Raw genomic sequence first — 24,218 nt, forward strand, 5'->3', positions numbered from 1 at the left:
AAAAGGGAATTCTCTGTCCTGGCACCTGAAAGTTTACCGTAACGGCTTTCCTCATCGGTAGCTGCACTTGTCAGCATTCTCCAGAGATGCGTCCTGTACGAGTCTTTTTGCCTGAGAGATTCATGATTGAATCATTTGCTCCTTCGGCGACGCTACTGCGTTCTCTCCCCGTACAATCATCCGCCCAAATCAACGTTGAATTGGTCCATCCCGCTATACAGAATAGTATAACTTCGACTACATCCTAACATTGAATCAGCGAAAGCGCAATCTTTTTTACCTTATCGACTCAAACACGAATATTCCAAACCTAAACCATCTGATCATTCGTTTTCAAACGTTTAACTTGAAATGCAGCATATTGGGTAATTTGCCGCAGCGTGCGGTGTTCGGTTCGGATAGTGATGTGCGCCGTGCGTTTATAATCACGGTAACGCGATTTATGGAGAGCTTCAATTTCCTCGCGTGTCGAGCGCCTGACAATCGGGCGGTTTGGATCTTTATGGATGCGCCGCCAGATTTCCTTAAAAGGCGCATCCAGGAATAACACAAGCCCCGTTTGGCGCATAAGCCGCTGGTTCACCTTGCGCATCGTGACCCCGCCGCCCGTGGAGACAATACAATGATCCTGTTGCAAATTTTGCAAAAATTCCGTTTCGAGATTCCTGAAATATTCTTCGCCGAAGCGCTCGAAGATTTCCGGTATCGTCATGCCCATCTGACGGACGATTTCTTTGTCCATATCATAATACGGCATTTTCAATAAAAAACTTAGCCTCCTGCCGACCGCACTTTTGCCGCAGCCCATAAAACCGATCAAATATATTCTGTTCATTGTTCCCACCCGTACTACCCTACTCAGGGATTTTATTTTGCCCAATTTCCATCAGTAGTTGTATAGTAGCATTTCTATGAACATTTTCCAAACTATCATAAGTTTGATATTCAATCGCATAAAGCAGCACCATATGGGATAACAGCGTCAGTGCGGACAGAAAAAACACAAGAGACAGCGGATAGACTGCGCCGGATTGGCTAGTCGGAAAGCGAAAGTTCATAATCGGCCTCCTCTTTTACGCCGCTTTGGAACTCCAGTCGTATCGTTAAACGCTCGCCTTCCACTTGAAAATTGCTATTTTTCACATCGGTCAGCATGATTTCATGGCCCAGCTGGTCTTTTCGCTTGCGCACAACGTTGCCGTACAATTCGACATCGTAGACAATCGCATCTCGAACAATGCGCACACCTTTTCCATCGCGCATGATGTAAACTTGTTCGCTGCCATCTAGATATTGTTGCAGCTCCATCACAAACAGCCGGAACTCTGTCGCGCCAGAATCCAGATCCACCAGAAAATGCGAGCTGAAAAGGTAGAACATCACGGCAAGCGGCAGCGTAATCGACAAAGCCAATAGCTCCAAAAGGCTGTCTAGAAATGTAAATCCTTTGGATGATCGGATGTTCACTCGATGCATAAGCGCACCTGCTTTTCTTGAAAATCCACGTACTCGACACAATGCCCCTCAGCTTGCCACAAATAGAGGATGCCGTTCACCGAGCGCTCACCATGTGTGCTGCCTGTTGATGCAATAATTTTTGCCGCCTCGTGCAAAGTCTCATAAGCCGCGAGACGCTCTTTCTTCATTTCGAGCCGTATCTGCATGTCATGAACGAGCGGCAGCAGTGAACCGAACACAAGAAAGACCATAAACAAGCTGAGTATCGTTTCTGCCATGGAGATGCCCCTGTCATTTTGAAACCACCACGCGCCCTTTTCCAAGGTGCACTGTCACCGTCCTTTCCCCGCGACTGGTCGAAAAGCGCATGGTGCCTGGGTGCCGAATCGATCCACTCGGCGTGAAATACACTTCACGCAGATTGCTGGCTGCGCTCAAGCTAACCGATTTCGGCATGGATCTGGAATATCCTGGATGGTTTAAGCCATACATCACTTCATAGCCCGGCTTGCCGTCTCGAAAAATCAAGACAACAGATGTTTCCAACGAATAACTCTGGCTTTGGACATAATGGATATCTTGCTCGAGCAATGCGAAAAAACGATCTTCTTCCCGCTTTCTTTCGAGCGGCGCAGCGGAAGCCACAACAAGCGAGGCACTGATTCCCACCGTCATCAACACGAGAAGCATTTCAATCAGCGTAAACCCTGAATTGCTCTTTAGGATCCTTTTGATGAGCTCACCACGCCGTCCACTGAAATATTGATCACTTCTCCGTTCGGGCAGTTCGTTTCGCCTGTCTTCAAATAGCCTTCAGATACCAAATCTGCCATCACCGGTACCGCTTTTTTATCCATTCGATAGGATTCCACTTGACCCTGGACCATTTGGACAAATGCCTTGCAGCCTTTTTCATCGACCGCCGACGTCTGTTTCGATACATTCGGGATGGCGATGGCGATCAATACCGTGATGATCAACATGACGATCAACATTTCAATGAGCGTAAAGCCTCGTTGGTTTTTTAATAGTTTCATCGTATTCCTCCTTAAATCGTATGGACAAGATTGTACATCGGCAAGAGAATCGCCAAATATGCGGCGACAATACAAACAGCAATCAACACAAAGAAACTGGGCTGGATGATTTTCAGGGAACGCTGGGCTTGCAGTTCAATTCTGTCGAGCAATACTTCGCTATATAGCATCAATTCTTTTCCAAGCATGCCAGTCGCTTCGCCGTGGCGGATGAATGCCGCCATATCATTTGCTGCAAACGCATGCCGTTCTACAGCGAACGACAGCGCGATGCCGGTTTTGACTTCGTCGTGCAAGGACTCAGCGATCCGGCTGATGATAGGATGATGCCGCTGAACACGCAACAGCTTCAGCGCTTCCTGCAAGGAAATACCGCTATGCAACAGCGTGCCAAGTTCCCTAGAGGCGAGTTGCGACCAATAAAGTCGCATAACAGGGCCTATGACCGGCAGCTTGATCAATAGCGCAATTTGGCGCTCGGCAGGCTGCCGCTTAAGGTATTCACGGAAGGCGAAACCCATCATCGCCGCAACTGCGAAGACTGCAATCGCCAAGTCCGGAATACGCAGCAAATAAACCGGAACCCCACCACCTTCTTCGCCGTGCTGCAGTGAAGAAATCAAGGCAGTTAGATTGGGCACATAATTGGTTCTGAAAAATAAGAACAACGCGGCCGTAAGAACCAATAGCGAAACAGGGTAGACGAGGATATTGCGTAGTTTCTTATGCACTTCTTCTGTCCGCTTAAATCCTGCAGCGATGCCGTGGATCGCTTCGCCAAGCTTGCCATGGAATTCGGCAATCTCGACCGGGAATAGCACGCGCTCGCGAAACCCGAGAAATTTAAGTACTTCGGCAGCATTGCCGCCGCCCTTCAAGATGCGGTCCATTCCCGTAAGCGCTTCTTCTACACGGTCTGTGTGCATCGGCAACAGCAGCGTCATGGCAACTGGAAACAGATAGCCTTCTGACATTAAAACCGAGAGCCTCGTCAGAAACTGGGCGCGTTCACGAAATGGCAAACGCCTAGAACTCGAAACCGGAATGAAGCGCACCGATCCTCACCCCCTCCCGGATCTGACCACCGAACGATAGATGCTCCGGCAACTCATAATCCTGCTGTTGTCTTGCTGAACGTATGGCGTCCGCCAAACTTGCATCACACAAAATTTCATACAATGCGCGATGCCTCGTCTGGAGCTGTTCCAGATCCTCGTACATCGGAACAATTTTCTGGGCCGCAATGCCGATAAGAGTCTGCAGCATGTCTTCATAGGGGATGCCGAGGTCATGGAGCCTGTGAAGGCAGCCGACCGAATGCCTGGCATGGATCGTCGAAAACACCAAATGTCCTGTCAACGCAGCCCTGACAGCTATTTCAGCCGTTTCCGCATCACGGATTTCACCTATCATGATAATATCGGGATCATGCCTTAAAATCGCTTTCAAGCCGGTCGCATAATTCATCCCCGACTTTTCGTTTACTTGAATTTGAAGAAAGGCAGGATTTTGGCGCTCGACAGGATCCTCCAAGGTAATGACATTGCGCTTAAGCCGTTCTGAACAATGGCGCAAGAGAGAATATAGAGTAGTGGATTTGCCGCAGCCGGTCGGGCCCGTCAATAGCATTAAACCCTGCCGTTCGCCGGCAAGCTTCTCCAGCTGCCTAGCCGAATCGCGGAATGCCGCCAATTCGTCAAGAAATAACGCTGTGCTGTCAGGGATGACACGTATGACAATACTTTCTCTCGTCATCACGGAAGGCAATGTCGAAATTCGGAAATGGTGGGTATGCCCATTCATCTGGAGATGAAATGAGCCAGTTTGGGGTTTTCGTTTTTCGCTCATGTCCAAAAGGGAGAGGTATTTGAAGTAAGCAATCATGCGATCGCCTAAATCGAAGGGGATTTTCGTCACCGGCCTGAAGTGATTATATGTCCGGTAGGTGATGTTGTAATCATGGGGTTCTGGCCTGATGTGGATATCTGTGGTTTTTTCTGCTACGGCGGAATGCAATAAATCAACGCATCGCCGTTCAATTATCTCTTGCATATTCACCTCCTATCCGGGTCTGTGAGCGGAGGCTGCCTCCCCGCTCACCATTAGTATAAGCACATGGATTACCTTTGAAAATCGAAAATACCAAAATAATTATTTGAACGCTGCAATGCCTTGAAATCCAAGTTTTCAGGGCCTGCATCTATCGCACAGGAACGCTTTATGAACAAGCCTACACCGCTTTGTCACAAACTGGCATGAAGTCCTTGTTTACACATAGACTCGTCTTCCTATATAATGAATAGGAGATTATTGTATAGTGGCAAAGGAGGGATTACCCATGGATAATATGTTTAAATTAATGGGATGGTGGACTGGAATCTTTGCAATTTTATTTTACGTCGGCGACATGGTAGAAGTATCATTGCTGATGGTTGCCAATACCGGCTTGTTCGTTCTTCTTGGATACTTAAACATTTCTGAACGCATGTACATGTATATTTTTGCAGCCTACCTGACAGTCTTTTTCGTTGGCTTTACTTACTACTCTACGTTCATCCACATCCCAGGAGCAGGTCATTAATAGAACTTGAATGTGAACGCAAAAAAAACGGCCATCGCGGCCGTTTTTTTTTACGTTTATATGCGCAAGAACGGATTGTGTTGGCGTTCTTGCCCAGGCGTTGTTTCCGGGCCATGCCCAGGAAACAGGAACGTTTCTTCTGGCAAGGTCAATAAGGAATCACGGATCGATTTTAACAATACCGATTCCGAACCTTCCGTTAAATCAGTCCGTCCAATACTTCCCGAAAATAACGTATCGCCAACAATCGCGAAACGGTCTTTCGCAAAATAGAAGCTCACGCTGCCCGGTGAATGCCCAGGAGTATGGAATAGCTCCATTTGGAACGGACCGATTTCTAGTGCTTGTTCATCGGTGATCCATTCATCTGCATCCGCTACGCGATAATCCGGCAATGCCGCATATTTGCCTGAGCCGTTCAAGTTGGGACGGCTCAGGAAATCGCGTTCTTTGTGATGAAGATAGACGGGAATCTGATATTTCTCTCTCAATTCATCGACCGCTCCGATATGATCGAAATGGGCGTGTGTCAAAAGAATCGCAAGCGGCGTCAATTGCTTGCGCTTTAATACTTCTTGAATTTTCCCCGCTTCCTCGCCGGGATCAAAAATGACACACTGTTTGTCTTCCCCTGATATGATGTAGCAATTCGTTTGTACTGAGCCGAGTTCCAGCCGATCAATTTTCAACATGTCTTTCACCTCATTAGCAGTATATCATGAACACATTCTTTTGCTTGTTCAATAGAATGACATTTTTACGCCTCGACAAACTTGCAGAATTTCTTTACAATATAAAGAGTAGAAGACGGCACTGGCTGTTAAAGTTGAAGGGAGTGTCATAAGATGAGTTGGATTTTGATGGTTATTTTCGGCCTCACAGCAGTTCTTGCTGCAATCGGTACAGTTCAAACCCTAAGAAACAAAGAAGTGTTAGGATTCTTATTTAATTTTGGGACCTTTGTTATTTTCGGCGGTTTCACCGTTGCGACTCTCATTACACACGGTTACCCACCTGGCCTTCATTAAGAAACCACAAAAACCGGCGCATCCATTGTGCCGGTTTTTTGATTGGCCGTAGAAAAGGGCTGCCTTAACCATCGCGGTTAAGGCAGCCCTTTTATCTTACGGTTGTTGTTGTTCATCCAATGACTTCAATTGGCCGTTTTCCTCTTCGTAGAACCTCAGCAAGTCGCCATTGATGATCGATTCAGAATACTGGAGCTCCTCAAGGGCACGTTCAGCATATGGGTCGCACACACTTTGGTCTTCTACCGGTTCCCCCGTTTCGATATCGTAGCAAACATTCGCTGCATAGACGTATTCATCGGTCACAAAACGCCCGTCACGGAAAATGACGAATTCCTCGTGTTCTTCAGAGAACAAGTCGCCTCCGAATTGAATGTCTTTTTCGGTTTCCATGCCCATCAAATGAAGGATCGTCGAACGCATATCCACTTGGCCGCCGATTTCTTCGTCTACATAGCCCTTTTCATACCCCGGAATATGGACGAAAAACGGCACTTTTTGCAATTGCGCCGATTCATATGGCGTAATTTCCTTGCCTAAGTATTGCGCCATCGCTTCATTGTGGTTGTCGGAGATGCCGTAATGGTCACCATACATCACGATGATGGAGTTTTCGTATAGCCCTTGTTCTTTCAAGTCTTCGAACAATGTCTTGACCGCTTCATCCAAATAGCGCACCGTCTGGAAATAACGGTTCAAGGTGCCTGAATTGGAATCAAATTCACTGATTAGCTTATCTTCTTCATCCAGTGTAAATGGGTGGTGGTTCGTCAGTGACAACAGACGCGTGTAGAACGGCTGCTGCATGTCAGACATATGGTCCACTGATTGCTCAAAGAATGGGATGTCCTTCATGCCCCAGTTGACAGCTTGCCCTTCCCCCACCGTGTAGCTTTGGATATCGTAAAACTTGTCAATATTGAGCGATTCATACATCATGTCGCGGTTCCAAAAGCTTTTTGTATTGGCGTGCTGGACATTGGTCGAATAACCTTCATCGCCCATCTTCTCCGCCATGGAATTGAATGTATTGCCGCTGTGTGTAAAGAACACGGCGCCCCCGCTCAACGGATACATGCCGGTCTCAAGCAGGAACTCGGAGTCGGATGTCTTTCCAAGCCCGGTCTGGTGATAAAAATTCGGGAAGTAAATCGTATCTTCATCTTGTGTCAATTCGTTCATGAACGGCGTAATGGTCTCGCCGTTCATTTCGTTGTTCAAGACGAAGGTCTGCAACGATTCGAGCGTTACGACGATCAAATTGCGTCCTTCCGCCGCACCGAACATTTCTTCAGACGGTTCTGCCTGATTCGAGCGAACGTAGTTGGTCACTTCCGTTAATTCGGAACCATCCGCAAGCGCTCGCTGGGCTTGTGATTTCGATTGGATATAGACATCATACAGATGGTAATTGTACATCCCCAGGTTCTTGACGAGCATTTCGCGGTCAAAGCTTCTCGTCAATAATTGTGGGCGTTCCGCTTCCGCAAGCCCGAGATTGAAGAACAGCACTGCTGCCGACAGGACGAAATATGCTTTGCGGTGTGTCGCTGCCGATTTGGCTGCTGACTGTTTCTCATTCACGAAGCGCATTGCTAAGAGAATGATGATGATATCGGCGAAATAAAGAATATCGGTCCAGTAGATGCTCGCCGCAGCACTGGATCCAAGATCGCCGAAATTATCGGTCTGGAACAATACAGGCAGCGTGATGAAATCCGTAAAGAAACGGTAAAACGCCACGTTGCCGTATAGAATAATCGATGTCACGACCGCGATAACTAGAATATAGCGGTTTCGTGCTTTCTTGCTCTTGAAGAAGAGCGCGCCTCCATAGGCGAATAATAATAAGCTTAATGGGTTCAAGAACAGGATGAATTCCTGCAATGCATTGTCGATTGTGATGGAAAAGGCCGTTTTGTAGACGACATATGTCGTCAGCCATGTCGCGATGACTGCGATGGCCAAGACCGAATGCTTAGGCCATTCTCTGTTTTTCATTGCCGCACATCCTCCTCGTCTTACCGGAGCGTTTGTCCGGTTCGTGCGAATTTCAGTTTCAAGTAAAATGGAAATTCAATACCTTATAGTATAGAACAAATCATCCTCAAGCGAAAGTAATTCCCCTTAATAGACGTTCCAAAACGCTATCGGTTTCATGATTTTCCTTTTTTCTCATATTCTGTGCGTTTTTGCCGCAAGATCATCAAGGCGGATGCATATTCACGCGGAGTGATGAAATCGTGGTCGTATAGATCGCGGATATCGGATTCCATCAAATCGATATCCGAAATGAAATCCGCCGTGTAGATGATCGTGCCGTATCTTTTCAGCAATTGCATTACATCGTAAAGGTCTTTCATGTTCTCACCGCCTTCGAGTCGATTGTTCTTTTTTCCGTAATGATGCCATCGACGGGAATATCGTGGCTTTCGATAGGCAATTCGCCATCCAGCTGGAAATCAAAAGCCAACGAACGGGTATGGCCGCTAAATCCGCTCAAATACCGGTCGTAATAGCCTCCGCCAAAGCCGATACGGTAGCCGCTTTGTGTAAAGACAACACCCGGCACAATCAATAAATCGATGCTTTCGGGGCCGATCGCTTCTGTTTCGGCTTTGATCGGTTCTTTGAGGTCCATGTACACCACTTCCAATTGGCCGAGCTTGTTGAACAGCCGGAAATCCATCGTCCGGTCTTTTGCAAAACATTTCGGGGCGGCGACTCTCTTCCCCAGCCGCCAACACGTTTCGATAAGCGGAATCGTATCCACTTCCGGCCAGCGCGAGATGGTCACCCCGACAGTTTCAGCTTTTTGAAAATCGGGATCTTCCAGAAGTTTCTCTAAAATCGCCGATGACATTTGGGCATGTTGTGATTCTGTAAGTTCACTCATTTGGCCGATGACCGATTTCCTCAACACTGCTTTTTTCATTACGCAAACGCCCCTTCTGCTGAACTGTAGATTGTCTCTATGTATAGTTTCTATAGTAAACTGCGCATAACAAAAGAAAAAGCCAAAACCCCGAGAGGTTTTGGCAGTCAATTACTTACTTCGTTTCACGGTGTGTTGTCATTTTCTTTTCACGTGAGCAATATTTTTTCAATTCAAGACGCTCAGGGTTGTTGCGCTTATTTTTAACAGTGCTGTAGTTTCTTTCGCCACAGTCTGTGCAAGCTAGTGTAATGTTTACACGCATCGATATCCCTCCCAATTCTTTCAAAAAATCCATTTCATTAATAAGCGTGATCTATACGACTTAATTATTATAGCATACCTTCAGTGTTTGTCTACTGAAAAATGCCGCTTCTCCATCATTTCCCTAAATAAAAAACCACGGTCGAGGCTGTGGTTTTGTTCATTCATTCATTCATTCATTTATTTGTTCAGATCGTAATGGCGGCCGCGAACGAGGTAGAATAATTGCTCCGCGATATTGGTCGCATAATCCGCAGATCGTTCCATATAACGGCAGACAAATGCTAATTGCGTCACTTGGCTGAGCTTTTCGGGCTCTTTTGCGCTGTGCCGGAACAACAGCCGGATCGCTTCACCGTACAAATCATCGACTTCGTCATCGAGGTCGGCAATTTCCTTGGCTTTTTCCACGTCTTCTTCTATCAAGGCTTCTATGCCTTGGCGCAGCATTGAGGTTGCGAGTTCGTGCATGCGCTGAATTTTATTGATCGGCTCGAGCAAATCCTGCTGCCCAATGCGGATCGTTTCTTTTGCGATGTTGACGGCGTAATCCCCGACCCGCTCCATATCCGAAGCGACTTTGATCGTGACGATCAAACGTCTGAGATCGGTCGCAACCGGCGATTGCTTGGCAATTAACAGGATCACTTGGTCGTTGAGTTCTTCTTCAAGGCGATTGATATTGGCGTCATCGTCAATTACTTGAAGCGCCTTGTCGATGTCATGGGCGACGAGTGCCTTCATCGATTTGTCGAGTGCATCGATGGCCATCGTGCTCAGTGTAATTAATTGTTCCTGTGCTGAATGTAATTCATATTCAAACTTTTCGCGTACTGCCATTTACTGTTCCTCCCATTCATCCATTTGTAACGGCCAGCGGGAAACCCATTCCCACTGATTGAAGTTGTGCATCAGCCGAAGCGACCTGAAATGTAATCCTCTGTCCGTTTATCTGCAGGATTCGAGAAAATTGTATCGGTGCGGTCATATTCGATGACTTCGCCGTTCAAGAAGAAGGCAGTTTTATCGGAAATCCGCGCAGCTTGCTGCATATTATGGGTTACGATGATGATGCTGTATTGCTCTTTCAATTCCTGCACCAATTCTTCGATTTTCAAAGTCGAAATCGGGTCAAGTGCAGATGTCGGCTCGTCCATCAAGATAACGTCCGGTTCGATCGCCAATGTCCGTGCGATGCAGATCCGCTGCTGTTGGCCACCTGAGATGCCGTACGCATTTTCGTTCAGGCGGTCTTTCACTTCGTCCCAGATCGCTGCGCCGCGCAAGCTTTTTTCGACGATTTCATCCAGGATTTTCTTGTTTTTGATGCCGTGGATGCGGGGGCCGTATGCGATATTATCGTAAATTGATTTCGGAAACGGATTCGGCTTTTGGAATACCATGCCGACGCGTGTGCGCAATTCTTCAACTCCATAACTGGAATCGAAGATATTGCGGCCGCGGTAATGGATCTCCCCTGAAGTCTTGACAGAAGGCACCAGTTCCACCATGCGGTTCAATGTTTTCAGATACGTCGATTTCCCGCACCCAGATGGCCCGATAATCGCCGTGACTTCGTTTTCCCCGATTTCCAAATCAATGTTTTTCAAAGCATGGTTATTGCCATACCATAAATTCAATTGACGCGTGCTATAAACACTTTCCTTCTCAACTTGTTCTACTGAGGTAGGCTGTGCTGTATTGATTTTCGTTTTGATCGTTGCTGTGTTCATAATGAACTCCCCTTCCGCATGACACTTTAATAGGATTTATCGAATTTGTTCCGAATGAAGACTGCTATTGAATTCATGAATAGCAACACGACCATCAAGACGATGATGCCGGCTGCTGCGACCGTCTGGAACTCAGCTTGCGGACGGCTCGACCAGTCATAGATTTGCATCGGCAAGGCGGTGAATGTGTCCATGACGCCTTCCGGCAAAAACTGGATGATAACCGGAATACCCACAACGATCAGCGGTGCTGTTTCGCCAATGGCCCGTGACAAAGCTAAGATGCTGCCTGTCAGAATTCCGGGTATCGCTGCTGGCAAGATGATGCGCACGATGGTCTGCCATTTAGTTGCACCCATTCCGTAGGATGCGTCGCGCAGTTCGCCCGGAACCGAACGGATCGCTTCCTGTGCTGCTACGATAATGACCGGCAGGATGAGCAAGCTCATCGTAAAGCCTGCTGCAAGGATGCTGTTGCCAAGCGCCAATGCGCGGACAAAGATCGTCAACCCCAAAAGTCCGAAGACAACTGACGGAACCCCTGCCAAATTGGAAATATTCATTTGGATAAATGTCGTGATGCGCCCTTTTTTGGCGTATTCTTCTAAATAAATCGCAGATCCCACGCCAAGCAAAATGGATGTAGGAGCAACGACTGCCATCAGCCAGATCGACCCGACGAGCGCCGCTTTAATCCCTGCTTGATCCGGGAACCGTGAAGCAAAATTGGTCAGGAAGTCTAGCGACAGATGTCCCGCTCCTTGACTGACGATCCGGTACAGCAAGATCACCAGCGCCAGCAGTGCGAGCGCCGTCGCAAACATGAAGAGCCCTTGAAAGACCCGGTTGACGACCATCCGACCGTTCATTCGACGGACAACTTTTTCCTGTTCAATGTATCTCATCTTAATATTCCTCCCGGAAACGTTTTGACATATACCCAGCCAGGATATTCATCGCCATCGTGAAGAGGAATAACGTAAACCCGACCGCATAGATGGAGTAGTAAATCGTCGTTCCATAACCGGCATCGCCTTTGGATACTTGCACGATATAGGCGGTCATCGTCTGGATCGAACCAGTGAAATCGCCATCGAATTTCGGCGTTGACCCTGCCGCAAGCGAAACGATCATCGTCTCGCCGATCGCACGGGACAAACCGAGCACAACTGAGGCAATAATGCCGGACAACGCGGCTGGAACGGTAATTTTCCAAGCGACTTCAAACTTTGTCGAGCCCATGGCAAGCGCCCCGTCGCGAATGCTTTTCGGGACAGACGACATGGCGTCTTCCGATAGCGAAGCGATCATCGGGATGATCATGATGCCGACGACGATCCCTGGTGAAATCGCGTTAAAAATCTTGATGTCCGGGAAAAAGCTTTGCAATACAGGCGTCACGAACGTTAAGGCGAAAAAGCCATAAACGATGGTCGGGACTCCCGCCAAAACTTCAAGAACCGGCTTGACGATGCGCCGTACGTTGTCAGAAGCGTATTCGCTCAAGTAAATGGCAGCTGAAATGCCGATCGGCACAGCCACGACGATCGCGATACCGGTGATTTTCAGCGTCCCGACGATCAACGGCCAAATGCCGAACTGGGCTCCGCTATTGGCGAATGGCAGCCAAGTCGTGCCAAGGATGAAGTCGGACAGCGGTACTCTTGTAAAGAAGGTAATGGTTTCAATGATTAATGTCAGGACAATCCCGATGGTTGTCAAAACCGACACAGAAGCGATCAAAAACAATAGGATCGGGATGAGCTTCTCAATAATTTTTTTGCTTTTCTTATCTTTCGACTTTGCGATCAGTTCCTGAACCGATGTCCGCATAATAGAATCCCCTTTCAACCGCAAAAGGCGAGCAGCAGCTGCTCACCCTAAGACTGAACTTGCAACTTGATTTATTTCAACGCTTCAAGATCTGCCAAGCCTTGCTCGTAATCCTCTTCTGCCAATGGAACGTATCCGACTGCTTCAGCCATTTGTCCTGCATTTTCTAAAGTGAACTGCATGAAATCATATGCCGCTTCATCTTCAGCGATTTTCGCATTGTTGGCGTAAGTGAAGAGCGGGCGTGATAGTGGCGAATAGTCACCGGATTCAATTGTTTCCGGGTTTGGCTCGACGCCATCAATAGTTACGACTTTCAAAGTGTCTTGGTTCGCAATGTAGTAAGCATAGCCGAAAAATCCGATTGCGTTTGGATCTCCTTGAATCCCTTGAACAAGCGTGTTGTCGTCTTCAGATAATGTTGCCGATTCGACGATGTCTTCTTCTTCGAGGATGACTTCATTGAAATAATCGTATGTTCCAGAAGCTGTTCCTGGTGCATAAAATACGACTTCTTCATCCGGCCATTCCGGGTTGATGTCTGACCACATTTTTGTGCTGCCATCTTCTACCCAAAGTTTTTTCAAGTCTTCAACCGTCAAATCTTCCACCCAGTCGTTTTCCTGGTTGACGACTACTGAAAGCCCGTCATATGCAAGAAGGAATTCCGTATATTCGATGCCTGCTTCTTCAAGGCTCGCAATTTCTTCTTCTTTAATCGGTCTAGAAGCATTTGAGAAAGCTGTTTCACCTTGGACGAATTTTTCGAATCCGCCGCCCGTACCGGAAACGCCGACCGTTACTTGGACTTCAGGTTGAACTGCTGCGTATTCTTCAACAATTCCTTCAAGGATAGGCGCGACTGTAGAAGAACCGTCACCTGTGACAGAACCTTCCAGTACTGCTTCGTCTGAAGCGGTGTCTGTTGTCGTTTCTTCAGTTTCAGAACCTGTAGCTGTTTCTTCCGTGCTGCCACATGCTCCAAGTACTAGTGCCGATCCAAGAATTGTTGATGCCATAGCGAACTTCCAGTTTCTCATTTTAATGTTTCCCCCTAATATGGTTTGTTGTTTACAAGACCAACTATACGGTTCTATTGTTGAGGACATATGAAGCCATTGTTAAGAAATTGTAAATGACAAAAGACTTATAGGGAAAAACAAAAACCGCCCGACCAGCGTCCATTTCAGGACTTTGGTAGGGCGGTTTGCTTTACATGGAAAAAAACATATTTATTCGATGCGTGTTCCGCTAAAAGGCGGCTTGATTTCATTCGCTTCGTCTTCGCTGCGCTGCGCTTTTAACTCAAAATACTTGTCTGCTGCAGCGCGGGCAATTTCATTGTTTGTTCTTGGCACTTTGGTAGGGTCGGTCGTCACATAGGGAATGACCACGGCATAAGCGATTTCCGGGTCCTCGTAAGGCGCGAAACCAACATGCGCGATGTTGACGTTCACCGTGTTATGAAATGGATTGCCGCGTTCGAAGTAGAAAGCTTCCGCTGTTCCGGTCTTGCCGGCTGCAGTATACGGCGTATCGCTGAACTGCGCGCGCGCCGAGCCGGAGCTGCCGATATACACATTACGCATGCCTTCTTTGACACGGTCGATTTCTTCTTGCGTATTATTGATGCGGTTCATGATTTTCGGTTCGATAACTGTCTCGATGGGCCCAAGCGTCTCGCCGTCAGGAGAAGCTTTGCGGATCTCCTTGACGACATGCGGCTGCATGCGGTAGCCGTCGTTGGCAATGGTGGAGATATACTGGGCGAGTTGCATCGGTGTATACGTATCGAACTGACCAATAGCTAGATCTAGCAGTAAACTCCCTTGACTCGTATTTCCAAGATATCCGGTGCCTTCGTTCGGCAAATCAATACCGGTCTCTACTCCAAGTCCAAATTGTGCAAACGAGTTACGCATGATTCCAAAGCTTTCAGGCCCTATATTGAGACCTCGGTTATACTGATATTCTAAACCTGCAATTTTTAATGCAATTTTAAACATATAGACGTTGGATGAACGTTCAATCGCCATCAAATCGTTCATTGGGATGCGATTAAACGGCGTTGTGTTGAAAATTGAATTTTTCTGTTTAGTGCTCCTAAACTTCAATGGTTCATCGATTTGCACTTCGCCAATCTCCACGGCATCTTGCTCATATCCTGTCAGCAAAGTGGCGCCTTTGACGGTTGAACCCATTTCGTGGGCAGCCGTAAACGTACCGAACGCATAGTCGTTGACGACGCGTCTGCCGTTTTCATCTTCGCCGACACGTTTACCGACCATCGACAAGACATCCCCCGTTTGAGGATTCATCATGACCAAGTACGCATCCTTGACTAGTTGCGAGTTTGGACCTGCTTTCAATGCAAGTAATTTTTCTTCCACGATTTTTTCCAATTCATATTGAAGTTCGCTGTCAATCGTCAAGACCAAATCTTTTCCAGGTTCGCCTTCATCAACCGGTACCGTTTCGATGACGCGGCCGCGGCCGTCGGTGACGTTTTTGACGCTCGATTTCTGGCCTTGCAGCACATCTTCATACTGTTGCTCCAAGAAGCTCGTGCCGACGCGGTCGTTGCGGGAATAATCGCGGCTTAAATAATAATCAAGGCGATTGGCCGGGATCCCTTGGTCAGGCGTCGTCGTACTGCCGAGGATCGTCAAATCGGTCATTTTTACGCGCTTCCAGTCAGTGACTGTGTTGACGCCTTCCAGTTTTGGATTGGTCAAGCGCTCTGATACGACGGCGAATTCTTCATCTGTGACGCCTTCACCTTTAATGATTTGCGGAGACAACGCATAGCCAGAAGTCATTTCCCGGTAAATCGCCAGAACTTCTAATTGTTCCTCTGTCAGGCTAGCGAGTTCTTCATCGGTGATTTTCTCACGAATCAAGGCATCAAGCTTCTGCTGCTTTTCCTTCTGAGACGCGTCTTCCGCTTCAATCGCAGCGCGTTCTTCAGCCGTCACTTTTTCGGTTGCGCTTTCCGTATTCAATTGTATGTAAAAGTCTTGCTTATCGCGCAAAGTCACTTTTTCAGTATCTTTTTCAATCAATTTGGCAAGTTCTTCAGCCACTTCCATCATCTCGCTGCTTTTTGTCGTCTGCATCTTCGTATATGTGATGCTATTGACGGGCTCGTTATCAACTTGCAAGCGTCCGGCAGAATCAAAAATCCGTCCGCGCGGCACACTAGTGTTGACCGCCACTTCCTCGGTTCTGGCAATCGCACGGGCGTAATCTTCCCCTTTGACGATTTGCAAATACCCTAGGCGCAGAATGAGCATAGAAAACAACAGGAAAATAGCAAAAAAGAGGATGTTCATCCTGAAGGTCGTGTTGGACTGGAGTTTGGATTTCGCCAGCGAAACACGCCGTTTTTGAGGGTTTTTCATGAGCGCGTAGCTCCTTTCAAAAAAATATCCAGTTGCTAGTATAGCACCGGACATAAAAAAACACACACTTTTTCAGACGAAAAAGTGTGTGCCTGGGTTTCATTATTTAACAATTATTTAGCAGCTTCGTAGCGCTTGGACACTTCGTCCCAGTTGACAACGCTCCAGAATGCTGCCAAGTAATCCGGGCGGCGGTTCTGGTATTTCAAGTAGTAAGCATGTTCCCAAACGTCCACTCCAAGAATCGGCGTTTTGCCTTCAGATAGTGGAGAATCCTGGTTTGGCGTTGAAGTGACTTCCAATTCGCCGTTGGAAACGACTAGCCAAGCCCAGCCAGATCCGAAACGTGTTTTGCCTGCAGCTTCGAATTTTTCTTTGAACTCGTCAAAGCTTCCGAATTTGCTGTTGATGGCGTCAGCTACTGCACCAGTTGGCTGTCCTCCGCCATTTGGGGAAAGAAGCTGCCAGAATAGCGAGTGGTTCGCATGGCCGCCGCCGTTGTTGCGGACAGCTGTGCGGATATCTTCCGGCACTGCGTTCAAGTCAGAAACCAATTCTTCGATTGATTTCGAAGAAAGATCTTCATGACCTTCCAAGGCCGCATTTACGTTTGTTACGTACGTGTTATGGTGTTTCGTGTGGTGAATGTTCATTGTTTCTTTGTCGATGTGCGGTTCTAGCGCATCGTACGCGTATGGTAGTTCCGGTAGTTCGTATGCCATGATTAAATTCCTCCTTGAGTCTATTGTTCTACTTTGTTAGCGTATCAAAATTTTCAGACCGACACAAATATAAAGCATATCGGCACATATTTTTCAGACCTTAGTCGGAGAAGGCAGTCAAATCACCCAGAAGAATAAACCGACCATCACTGCTTGAATAATACCTTTCGTCAACGCAGAAGTGATGAACCCGACAACCGATCCGATACCTGAGCGGATCGATTTTTTGATCGACGATTTATTGACCACCATTTCCGCAATGATGGCGCCGATGAACGGCCCGATGAGAATGCCAGCAAATGGAATGACGAATGGACCGAAGATCAATCCGACAGTGCTGCCCACTAAACCTGCTTTTGAACCGCCGAATTTTTTCACGCCAACTGCATTGGCCAATAAGTCTGCCCCGAACAGCAGCAGGACAAATAAGATCTCGATGAGCCAGAACCACCACGGCAAATCAGCGAAACTGAAAAATAGGCCATAAATGATGAAGCCTCCGAAAATGAACAGCGACGCCGGGATGACCGGGTACACAAGTCCGATGAAACCGATGGCAAAAAATACAAGCACAAAAACCCAGCCGACAATTTCGAGCATCTCGAACCCTCCTTTTCCGATATAAAAACTCCCTTTCATCGTGCCCTACATTTCAGAAAATGTAAAGGATGAAAGGGAGTGTGGATCAAGTGCGGTTGCCGAGTATGGCTTCCGCGATATTGACAGAGTGATCGCCGATCCGCTCCAAGTTGCTGACGATATCGACAAAGACGATTCCCGCTTGTGCGGAACATGCCCCTTCGTTTAGGCGAAGGATATGTTTCTTACGGAATTTGCGTTCCATTTTGTCGATCAGGTCTTCCTGTTCTGCCACTTCACGCGCAAGCTCGTGGCTTGTCGTGTCGAGTGCATCCAGTGATTTCGAAACCGTGGCAATGGTCAATGTGAACATTTCGTCCAAGTCTTCCATCGCTTCGCCGGTCAATTTCACTTTATTGGCTTCCTGGTAATCGATCAATTCGATGATGTTCTCGAAATGGTCGCCGATCCGTTCGATGTCACGAACCGTTTCCATCAACATCGTGTGGCGCGTGGAATCTGCCGCTGAAATCGACTCTGCGGAAATTAGCACCAAGTAATCGGTAATTTTTCCATCCAGGTTATTGATGGCATCTTCCAGCTGGTAGCCCATCTCAGCATTTTTCTTGCTTTTCGTTTTCAAATATTCATAGGTTTCTTCCAATCCTTGCACAGAATATTTACCCATGCGCAATACTTCTTCTTTCGCTTGTCCAAGAGCGATTGATGGCGATTGCTCGATAAAATTCAAGTCCAGGTGCTTCGGCTTGAATTCGATCAGCACTTCGTCTCCCGGAATCACTTTTGTCACAAGGTATGCCCAAGCGCCAATTAACGGGAATTGGATCATGGTGTTGACAATGTTAAAGGTTCCGTGCGCAAAAGCAATCTGCATTTTCGCTTCCAGATTCAAAACGCCGGTAATCCATTCGACGTACGCTGTAAATGGCACGAGCAAGATCAGGAAGATGATGGAGCCGATGACATTGAATAAGACGTGGACAGCTGCTGCACGGCGCGCGGCAATGGATGTGCCGAGTGCTGCGAGCACAGCTGTCACGGTCGTCCCGATATTGTCACCGAATAGAACCGGCAATGCGGCATCAAGCGTAACTAAGTTCTCTGCATAGAGACCTTGAAGGATGGCGATCGTCCCGCTGGAGCTTTGGACGATGAAAGTGAAGATTGTTCCAGCTGCAACGCCGAGGATCGGGAATTCACTCAAATTGACCGTCATGTCGATGAAAGCCGGCAATTCACGCAGCGGCTTCATTGCCCCGCTCATCGTTTCCATCCCGAAGAACAATCCACCAAAACCAAAAATGACTTGACCGATATTTTGGATTTGGTTTTTCTTGATGAAGAAAATCAAGAATGCACCAACCGCCATGATTGGCAATGCGTAGGCACCGACGTCCAGGCCGATGATGAACGCCGTCACGGTCGTCCCGATATTCGCACCCATAATGACGCCGATTGCTTGTCTCAGCGTCATGAAGCCTGCGCTTACAAGGCCGACGACGATAACGGTCGTCCCTGAGCTCGACTGGATCAGAATCGTTACTACAATACCGACCAAGACACCCATAAACGGATTGGTCGTAAAACGGTCTAAAATGTCCCGCAGTTTATCGCCCGCAGCTTTCTGCAAAGCGTCACCCATATACTTGATTGAGAATAGGAAAATACCGAGTCCCCCAAAGAAGGTAAACAGCAATTCCTGCCAATTCATTTCCACGATTCACATTCAACTCCTAAATATAACGTAATCACACCTCACCTATTATGAAGACTTCGCTAAGTAAATGTAAATACCTTTAGTGAAAATTTACAAACCCGTAACATAAGCCCGATTTTTTCCGTTTCAGTCATGATAATATTACACTACACACGGAAAGGAAGATGGCTGTGAATCTCTACCAACTATTGAAAGCAAGCTTTATGGAACCGAAAAAAAGGGCAGCGGTCCGCATTATGCCAATCGGCCGCATCATGAAATTCGTTTTCTGGTTTATCGCCCTGCTTTCGCTTATCTCTTTCGCTGAGTTCATGCTTGGCATCGGCTCGAGCTCATCGGAACTGGAAGGCCTGCTGCAATTCATAGAAGAAATCGAATGGCTGCTTTACCCGTTTGCACTCGTTTTTTTATTCGTTTCAACTACTCTTTATCATTTTATTAAAATCAGCGTATTTGCGGCATTCGGCTATGGCTTTCTCGCCTGGCTCAAGCGGCGCGGGGAATACCGGCATATGTGGCGCACAGCGGCACTCGCCGTTACCGTGCCGACTATCGCTGCGTATGTGGCGAGCTTTTGGGTCAATAGCCTATGGATTTCGCTGTTAACGAGTTTATGGACACTGTTCCTTCTATATAGTGCAGCGCGTTTCTACCCGAAAGCCCCTCCAGCAAAAAAACCGAGCTAATATTGCAAAGCTGTAAAGAATCTGTAAGGAACAGCCGTCTTTCTTGTCTTTTCAAACGAGACACTGCTAAAATGGCTATAGGCAATAGAAATAGACCCACACATAAATTTTGTGCAAGGGTAAGCTGAGTAATCGTCCGGTTTACCGGAAACTCACAAAAAGGAGAGATTTTTAACATGAGCGAAATGACTCACCGTTCAAAAACACGCCCCGTCAAAGTCGGCGATATAACGATTGGCGGCAGCAATGAACTATTCATACAAAGTATGGCGACGACGAAAACACACGATGTGGAAGCAACGGTAGCGGAGATTCTCCGTCTCGAAGAAGCCGGATGCCAAGTCGTCCGTGTCGCCTGCCCCGATGAGCGGGCAGCTTATGCCATCGGCGAGATCAAGAAACGCATCAATATCCCGCTCGTAGTCGATATCCATTTCGACTATAAATTGGCCTTGATCGCCATTGAACAAGGTGCCGATAAAATCCGCATCAACCCAGGCAATATCGGCCGCCGCGAAAAAGTTGAAGCGGTTGTCAATGCAGCAAAAGCGAAAGGCATCCCAATCCGCATCGGCGTAAACGCTGGTTCACTCGAGCGCAAAATCCTCGAGAAATATGGCTATCCGACGGCGGACGGCATGGTAGAATCAGCATTGCACCATATCAAGATCCTCGAAGATCTTGATTTCCATGACATCATCGTCTCGCTTAAAGCATCCGACGTGAGCCTTGCTGTGGAAGCATACGAAAAAGCGTCGAAAGCATTCGACTACCCGCTCCACCTCGGCATCACGGAATCCGGCACCTTGTTCTCCGGAACCGTGAAAAGTTCTGCAGGCCTCGGGGCGTTGCTCGCAAAAGGGATCGGCAATACACTCCGCGTGTCCTTGAGTGCAGACCCTGTCGAAGAAGTCAAAGTTGCCCGCGAACTATTGAAAGTCTTCGGCTTGTCTTCCAACGCTGCAACACTTATTTCATGTCCGACTTGCGGACGCATCGAGATCGACTTGATTTCCATCGCGAACGAAGTGGAAGAATACATCTCCCACATCAAAGCACCGCTTAAAGTCGCTGTTCTCGGCTGTGCCGTCAATGGCCCAGGCGAAGCACGCGAAGCCGATATCGGCATCGCCGGCGCTCGCGGGGAAGGCCTTCTCTTTATGCACGGGAAAACAGTCCGTAAAGTTCCTGAAGAAACAATGGTCGAAGAATTGAAGATCGAGATCGATAAATTGGCAGAAGAATATTTCGCCAAACAAGCGGAAGAGAAAAAGCAAAAGGAATTGGAACAACAACAAGCATAAGGTTGTGATCATATGTACCGATTTGGCATCGATATCGATGGCACCGTCACCTGCCCCACTTCATTGATTCCCCATATCAATGAAGCATTCGGCAGCGAGCTGACCATCGAAGATATCCGGGAATACGACCTGACAGCGGCCTTGCCGCAGCTCGATAAAAAAGAGTTCTACTCCTGGTTCAAAAAGCACGAACCGAAGATTTATGCGGCTTCTCCTATTTCGAAAGACGCCAAGCAAATCATCAATAACTGGAAAGACCAATACGAACTGTATTTTATCTCCGCTCGCGGAGATAACGTTCGAAACGTTACATTCGACTGGTTTGAACAACATGCCATTGCCTACGATCATATCGAATTGATCGGCACGCATAAAAAAATCAGCACCGCCAAAGCGCATAATGTCGATTTGTTCTTCGAAGACAAACACGACAATGCGGTAGAAATTTCCGAAGAACTGGACATTCCCGTCATTTTGTTCGACACCCCTTATAACCGTGAGCCGGCGCCGAATAAAGTGATTCGCGTCTATGATTGGCTCGAAGCCGATCAATGGGTGAAAAAAGAGTTCGGCGTACAACAGGAATTGCTCAAGCGGTAAACGAAGAGCGCAAGTTAGACTTGCGCTCTTTTTTATTTGCCCGTTTCTATTGTGAGTAGATAAAAAAGGCCTGACAGCATTAGCTGTCAGGCCCTTTTCATTACTAGCGTTTATTTACACTCCGGGCATTTCCCGTAGATTTCGAATTTATGGTTGTCGATTTCATAGGCCGGCAATGCCGCACCCAATAAGTCCATTGGACATAGCGGAATTTCCTTAATCTTGCCGCAGTCCATGCAAATGAAATGATGGTGGTGATGGTCGCTTTCGCAATGCATGCGGAAATGCTTTTCGCCCGACAACTCGGTAGCCTCCAAAATGTCCAGCGATACAAACGTCGCCAAGTTGCGGTAGACGGTATCATAGCTCATGCTCGGATAGTCTTTTTGCATAACATCCAAGATATCACGGGCGGTCAGATACCGTTCGTCCCCTTCGAAGATTTCCAGAATCTGATTGCGTTTTGTCGTTTCTTTAAAACCGTTTTCTTTCAGGATGCCCCACGCTTTATTTAAGTTCATGCGGCTGCCCCCCTTTTCTTAGATAACGAGATTTTTCGATAAGCCAAAATTACTAGCAAAATGGCAATGGATGTGACGACGATCGTGCCGCCTGGCGCCAAATCAAAGTAAAAGGCGGCGACCAGCCCGGTCAGGACCGATATTTCACCGAACAGGATTGATAACCAGATGGTTTGCTTGAAGCTTTTGGCGACGCGCATTGCCGTCGCTACCGGAATGGTCATGAGTGATGATACGAGCAGAATGCCGACGATGCGCATCGAACCGGAAATGACTAAGGCCGTGACGATCATGAACAGAAAGTGAATCCATTTTGCAGGCAGGCCGGATGCCCGTGCATATTCGTCATCAAAGGACAAGACGAATAGTTCCTTGAAGAAAATGCGGATAAACGCCAGTACGATCACTGCGATCCCTGCGACGATATAGAGATCCTGTCGGCTGACGGCTGACACGGTGCCGAAAAGATACCCGAACAAGTCGCTCGAAAATCCTTCTGCGAGAGAAATGAAAATGGCGCCGAAGCCGATGCCTGCGGACAGGATGATTGGAATGGCCAGTTCTTCGTAATGCTTATAGACGCTGCGCAGCCGCTCGATGAGCATCGAACCCATCACCGACGAAGCAATCCCGAGGTAAAGCGGGTTCAAAAGCGCGAGCGCCCCGACACTTTGGCTTAAATAAAGGCTTCCGGCAATGCCTGCGAGCGTCACATGGCTCAGGGCATCAGCGATCAGCGACAGCCTTCTCACGACGATGAAAACGCCGAGCAGCGGCGCGATAACACCGATGATCAAGCCGGATGCGAATGCGTTTTGCAGAAATTCATAGGACAGGATGGCGTCAAGCATGCGTATGGCTTCCTTCCGTATGATGGATTTTCCGCACGGAATGGCCATACCACGCTTCGCGCTTCTCATCGCTCATCATATGCAATTGGTCTTTAAAGCCGTGGAAATGGATGGTCTGGTTCAAGCACGCGACATGTGAGATGCGGTCGGTCACCGTATCGACGTCATGCGTCACGAGCACCAATGTAATATTTCGCTCTCGGTTGAGTGCAGCGAGCATGTCATAGAACGCCTGCACGTTCTGGACATCGATGCCGACAGTCGGTTCATCGAGTATGAGCACTTTCGGCTTGGCAACAAGTGCACGAGCGATAAAGACGCGCTGCTGTTGGCCGCCGGAAAGTTCGCTGATGCTGCGGTTTTTAAAGGCTTTCATCCCCACTGCATCGAGCGATTCCTCGACTTGCTGGGCTGTGTTTTTCGGCAACTTGTGAAACAGCCCGGCTTTTTTCGCTAGCCCCCCTGCCACCACTTCCTGCACAGTAGCAGGAAAAGCCGAGTTGAACGAATTCGATTTCTGCGATACATAGCCGATCCATTCGCGGTGCTTAAACTGCTTCGAATCAATGCCGAACAATTCCACGCTGCCTTCGGAAGGCCGGATGAGTCCGAGCATGATCTTCAACAAGGTCGATTTCCCTGATCCGTTCGGGCCGAGTATCGCCAGGAAATCACCTTCCTCCACTTTCATTGAAATACGGTCCAGTGCTTTTGTTTGCTCATATTCATAGCTGACTTCTTTAATGTTGATCAATGGCGCTGCCATAGGGTCGCCCCTTTTCCAATAATAATGATTACGATTTACTATAGAAAGTATAGAGCAGTTGTGTGCTCCTGTAAACCGTTTGGCCTTTTAAATAATGCTTTTAGAAGTGGAGTTGGGAAATTGCAAATCGTAAAGGCGCGCATCGCATTGTCTTGCGTGGTCTTTTTTCGGCGCGCCTGCC

The 24,218-nt window shown here is 47.7% G+C and carries 30 protein-coding genes and 1 riboswitch; of the genes, 5 read left to right on the plus strand and 25 right to left on the minus strand.

Annotation, left to right across the window (positions count from 1 at the left end):
* Nucleotides 1-89 precede the first annotated feature (89 nt).
* Nucleotides 90-180, minus strand: a riboswitch (glycine riboswitch).
* Nucleotides 181-310: 130 nt separating this feature from the next.
* From KTG14_RS04965 to comGA, 8 genes are read right to left on the minus strand one after another with little or no spacing between them, the layout of a single operon-like run.
* On the minus strand, nucleotides 311-835 hold the full coding sequence (locus KTG14_RS04965; protein ID WP_216969909.1) for a shikimate kinase: 525 nt from the start codon (nucleotides 833-835) through the stop codon (nucleotides 311-313).
* Between the two features lie 19 nt (nucleotides 836-854).
* Nucleotides 855-1,058 carry a hypothetical protein gene (locus KTG14_RS04970; protein WP_216969910.1) on the minus strand — a complete coding sequence of 68 codons (204 nt, stop codon included), beginning with the start codon at nucleotides 1,056-1,058 and terminating at the stop codon, nucleotides 855-857.
* Complete coding sequence (locus tag KTG14_RS04975; protein ID WP_216969911.1) at nucleotides 1,036-1,476, minus strand: competence type IV pilus minor pilin ComGF; 441 nt, start codon at nucleotides 1,474-1,476, stop codon at nucleotides 1,036-1,038. Before KTG14_RS04975 ends, KTG14_RS04970 begins: the two co-directional genes overlap by 23 nt.
* Entirely contained in the window at nucleotides 1,464-1,736 is a 273-nt protein-coding gene (locus tag KTG14_RS04980; RefSeq protein WP_254178002.1) for a hypothetical protein, read from the minus strand. The genes KTG14_RS04975 and KTG14_RS04980 overlap by 13 nt, the downstream gene beginning before the upstream one ends.
* Before the next feature lie 13 nt (nucleotides 1,737-1,749).
* Entirely contained in the window at nucleotides 1,750-2,244 is a 495-nt protein-coding gene (gene comGD / locus KTG14_RS04985) for a competence type IV pilus minor pilin ComGD (protein WP_258048457.1), read from the minus strand.
* A complete protein-coding gene (gene comGC, locus KTG14_RS04990; protein WP_216969913.1) occupies nucleotides 2,178-2,495 on the minus strand; it encodes a competence type IV pilus major pilin ComGC in 318 nt (105 codons plus the stop codon). Before comGC ends, comGD begins: the two co-directional genes overlap by 67 nt.
* Nucleotides 2,496-2,506: 11 nt before the next feature.
* Nucleotides 2,507-3,550, minus strand: a complete 1,044-nt coding sequence (comGB, locus tag KTG14_RS04995) for a competence type IV pilus assembly protein ComGB (protein ID WP_216969914.1) — start codon at nucleotides 3,548-3,550, stop codon at nucleotides 2,507-2,509.
* Nucleotides 3,522-4,547 carry a competence type IV pilus ATPase ComGA gene (gene comGA, locus KTG14_RS05000; protein ID WP_216969915.1) on the minus strand — a complete coding sequence of 342 codons (1,026 nt, stop codon included), beginning with the start codon at nucleotides 4,545-4,547 and terminating at the stop codon, nucleotides 3,522-3,524. Before comGA ends, comGB begins: the two co-directional genes overlap by 29 nt.
* Nucleotides 4,548-4,833: 286 nt before the next feature.
* Here comGA and KTG14_RS05005 point away from each other — a divergent pair, with 286 nt between their 5' ends.
* Nucleotides 4,834-5,076: a DUF2626 domain-containing protein gene (locus KTG14_RS05005; protein ID WP_068462036.1), complete on the plus strand. Its 243-nt coding sequence runs from the start codon at nucleotides 4,834-4,836 to the stop codon at nucleotides 5,074-5,076.
* 56 nt (nucleotides 5,077-5,132) lie between these two features.
* Here KTG14_RS05005 and KTG14_RS05010 read toward each other — a convergent pair whose 3' ends face one another.
* Entirely contained in the window at nucleotides 5,133-5,768 is a 636-nt protein-coding gene (locus tag KTG14_RS05010) for an MBL fold metallo-hydrolase (protein WP_216969916.1), read from the minus strand.
* A 153-nt stretch (nucleotides 5,769-5,921) separates the two neighbouring features.
* On the opposite strand from KTG14_RS05010, the gene KTG14_RS05015 reads away from it, so the two are divergent.
* Nucleotides 5,922-6,104 (plus strand): DUF2759 domain-containing protein, encoded by a 183-nt coding sequence (locus tag KTG14_RS05015; protein ID WP_058380897.1) that lies wholly within the window; start codon nucleotides 5,922-5,924, stop codon nucleotides 6,102-6,104.
* A 96-nt stretch (nucleotides 6,105-6,200) separates the two neighbouring features.
* On the opposite strand, the gene KTG14_RS05020 is transcribed toward KTG14_RS05015, so the two are convergent.
* The 13 genes from KTG14_RS05020 to KTG14_RS05080 all read right to left on the minus strand — a co-directional run bounded on the left by KTG14_RS05020 (nucleotide 6,201) and on the right by KTG14_RS05080 (nucleotide 19,309).
* Nucleotides 6,201-8,105: an LTA synthase family protein gene (locus KTG14_RS05020; protein WP_216969917.1), complete on the minus strand. Its 1,905-nt coding sequence runs from the start codon at nucleotides 8,103-8,105 to the stop codon at nucleotides 6,201-6,203.
* A 155-nt stretch (nucleotides 8,106-8,260) separates the two neighbouring features.
* A complete protein-coding gene (locus tag KTG14_RS05025) occupies nucleotides 8,261-8,467 on the minus strand; it encodes a YqgQ family protein (RefSeq protein WP_211654013.1) in 207 nt (68 codons plus the stop codon).
* Complete coding sequence (locus tag KTG14_RS05030) at nucleotides 8,464-9,039, minus strand: 5-formyltetrahydrofolate cyclo-ligase (protein WP_216969918.1); 576 nt, start codon at nucleotides 9,037-9,039, stop codon at nucleotides 8,464-8,466. The genes KTG14_RS05025 and KTG14_RS05030 overlap by 4 nt, the downstream gene beginning before the upstream one ends.
* Before the next feature lie 115 nt (nucleotides 9,040-9,154).
* Nucleotides 9,155-9,304, minus strand: coding sequence for a 50S ribosomal protein L33 (rpmG, locus tag KTG14_RS05035; protein WP_082799233.1), 150 nt, complete (start codon nucleotides 9,302-9,304; stop codon nucleotides 9,155-9,157).
* Nucleotides 9,305-9,483: 179 nt separating this feature from the next.
* Nucleotides 9,484-10,143 (minus strand): phosphate signaling complex protein PhoU, encoded by a 660-nt coding sequence (phoU, locus tag KTG14_RS05040; RefSeq protein WP_216969919.1) that lies wholly within the window; start codon nucleotides 10,141-10,143, stop codon nucleotides 9,484-9,486.
* A 71-nt stretch (nucleotides 10,144-10,214) separates the two neighbouring features.
* A complete protein-coding gene (pstB, locus tag KTG14_RS05045; protein ID WP_254178003.1) occupies nucleotides 10,215-11,036 on the minus strand; it encodes a phosphate ABC transporter ATP-binding protein PstB in 822 nt (273 codons plus the stop codon).
* A 26-nt stretch (nucleotides 11,037-11,062) separates the two neighbouring features.
* On the minus strand, nucleotides 11,063-11,941 hold the full coding sequence (gene pstA / locus KTG14_RS05050; protein ID WP_058380903.1) for a phosphate ABC transporter permease PstA: 879 nt from the start codon (nucleotides 11,939-11,941) through the stop codon (nucleotides 11,063-11,065).
* A 1-nt stretch (nucleotide 11,942) separates the two neighbouring features.
* The gene (gene pstC, locus KTG14_RS05055) at nucleotides 11,943-12,869 is read right to left on the minus strand and encodes a phosphate ABC transporter permease subunit PstC (protein ID WP_216969920.1); all 927 of its coding nucleotides are present in this window, start codon (nucleotides 12,867-12,869) and stop codon (nucleotides 11,943-11,945) included.
* Between the two features lie 71 nt (nucleotides 12,870-12,940).
* Complete coding sequence (locus tag KTG14_RS05060; protein ID WP_216969921.1) at nucleotides 12,941-13,909, minus strand: PstS family phosphate ABC transporter substrate-binding protein; 969 nt, start codon at nucleotides 13,907-13,909, stop codon at nucleotides 12,941-12,943.
* Nucleotides 13,910-14,101: 192 nt separating this feature from the next.
* Complete coding sequence (locus KTG14_RS05065; RefSeq protein WP_216969922.1) at nucleotides 14,102-16,270, minus strand: penicillin-binding transpeptidase domain-containing protein; 2,169 nt, start codon at nucleotides 16,268-16,270, stop codon at nucleotides 14,102-14,104.
* A gap of 113 nt (nucleotides 16,271-16,383) precedes the next feature.
* Nucleotides 16,384-16,992: a superoxide dismutase gene (gene sodA / locus KTG14_RS05070; RefSeq protein WP_216969923.1), complete on the minus strand. Its 609-nt coding sequence runs from the start codon at nucleotides 16,990-16,992 to the stop codon at nucleotides 16,384-16,386.
* Nucleotides 16,993-17,109: 117 nt separating this feature from the next.
* Nucleotides 17,110-17,592 carry a DUF456 domain-containing protein gene (locus KTG14_RS05075; protein ID WP_216969924.1) on the minus strand — a complete coding sequence of 161 codons (483 nt, stop codon included), beginning with the start codon at nucleotides 17,590-17,592 and terminating at the stop codon, nucleotides 17,110-17,112.
* Nucleotides 17,593-17,677: 85 nt separating this feature from the next.
* Nucleotides 17,678-19,309 (minus strand): Na/Pi cotransporter family protein, encoded by a 1,632-nt coding sequence (locus tag KTG14_RS05080; RefSeq protein ID WP_216969925.1) that lies wholly within the window; start codon nucleotides 19,307-19,309, stop codon nucleotides 17,678-17,680.
* Between the two features lie 170 nt (nucleotides 19,310-19,479).
* Here KTG14_RS05080 and KTG14_RS05085 point away from each other — a divergent pair, with 170 nt between their 5' ends.
* From KTG14_RS05085 to KTG14_RS05095, 3 genes are all read left to right on the plus strand, one after another.
* Nucleotides 19,480-19,995 carry a DUF1189 family protein gene (locus tag KTG14_RS05085; RefSeq protein WP_216969926.1) on the plus strand — a complete coding sequence of 172 codons (516 nt, stop codon included), beginning with the start codon at nucleotides 19,480-19,482 and terminating at the stop codon, nucleotides 19,993-19,995.
* Nucleotides 19,996-20,171: 176 nt separating this feature from the next.
* On the plus strand, nucleotides 20,172-21,299 hold the full coding sequence (ispG, locus tag KTG14_RS05090) for a flavodoxin-dependent (E)-4-hydroxy-3-methylbut-2-enyl-diphosphate synthase (RefSeq protein WP_058380911.1): 1,128 nt from the start codon (nucleotides 20,172-20,174) through the stop codon (nucleotides 21,297-21,299).
* Nucleotides 21,300-21,311: 12 nt separating this feature from the next.
* Entirely contained in the window at nucleotides 21,312-21,899 is a 588-nt protein-coding gene (locus KTG14_RS05095; protein WP_216969927.1) for a hypothetical protein, read from the plus strand.
* A gap of 110 nt (nucleotides 21,900-22,009) precedes the next feature.
* Here KTG14_RS05095 and KTG14_RS05100 read toward each other — a convergent pair whose 3' ends face one another.
* From KTG14_RS05100 to KTG14_RS05110, 3 genes are read right to left on the minus strand one after another with little or no spacing between them, the layout of a single operon-like run.
* On the minus strand, nucleotides 22,010-22,420 hold the full coding sequence (locus KTG14_RS05100; protein ID WP_068462005.1) for a Fur family transcriptional regulator: 411 nt from the start codon (nucleotides 22,418-22,420) through the stop codon (nucleotides 22,010-22,012).
* On the minus strand, nucleotides 22,417-23,271 hold the full coding sequence (locus KTG14_RS05105; protein ID WP_216969928.1) for a metal ABC transporter permease: 855 nt from the start codon (nucleotides 23,269-23,271) through the stop codon (nucleotides 22,417-22,419). The genes KTG14_RS05100 and KTG14_RS05105 overlap by 4 nt, the downstream gene beginning before the upstream one ends.
* A complete protein-coding gene (locus KTG14_RS05110) occupies nucleotides 23,264-24,037 on the minus strand; it encodes a metal ABC transporter ATP-binding protein (protein ID WP_216969929.1) in 774 nt (257 codons plus the stop codon). The genes KTG14_RS05105 and KTG14_RS05110 overlap by 8 nt, the downstream gene beginning before the upstream one ends.
* Nucleotides 24,038-24,218 lie beyond the last annotated feature (181 nt).

The organism is Planococcus sp. CP5-4_YE (genome assembly GCF_019042655.1).
Lineage (GTDB): Bacteria > Bacillota > Bacilli > Bacillales_A > Planococcaceae > Planococcus.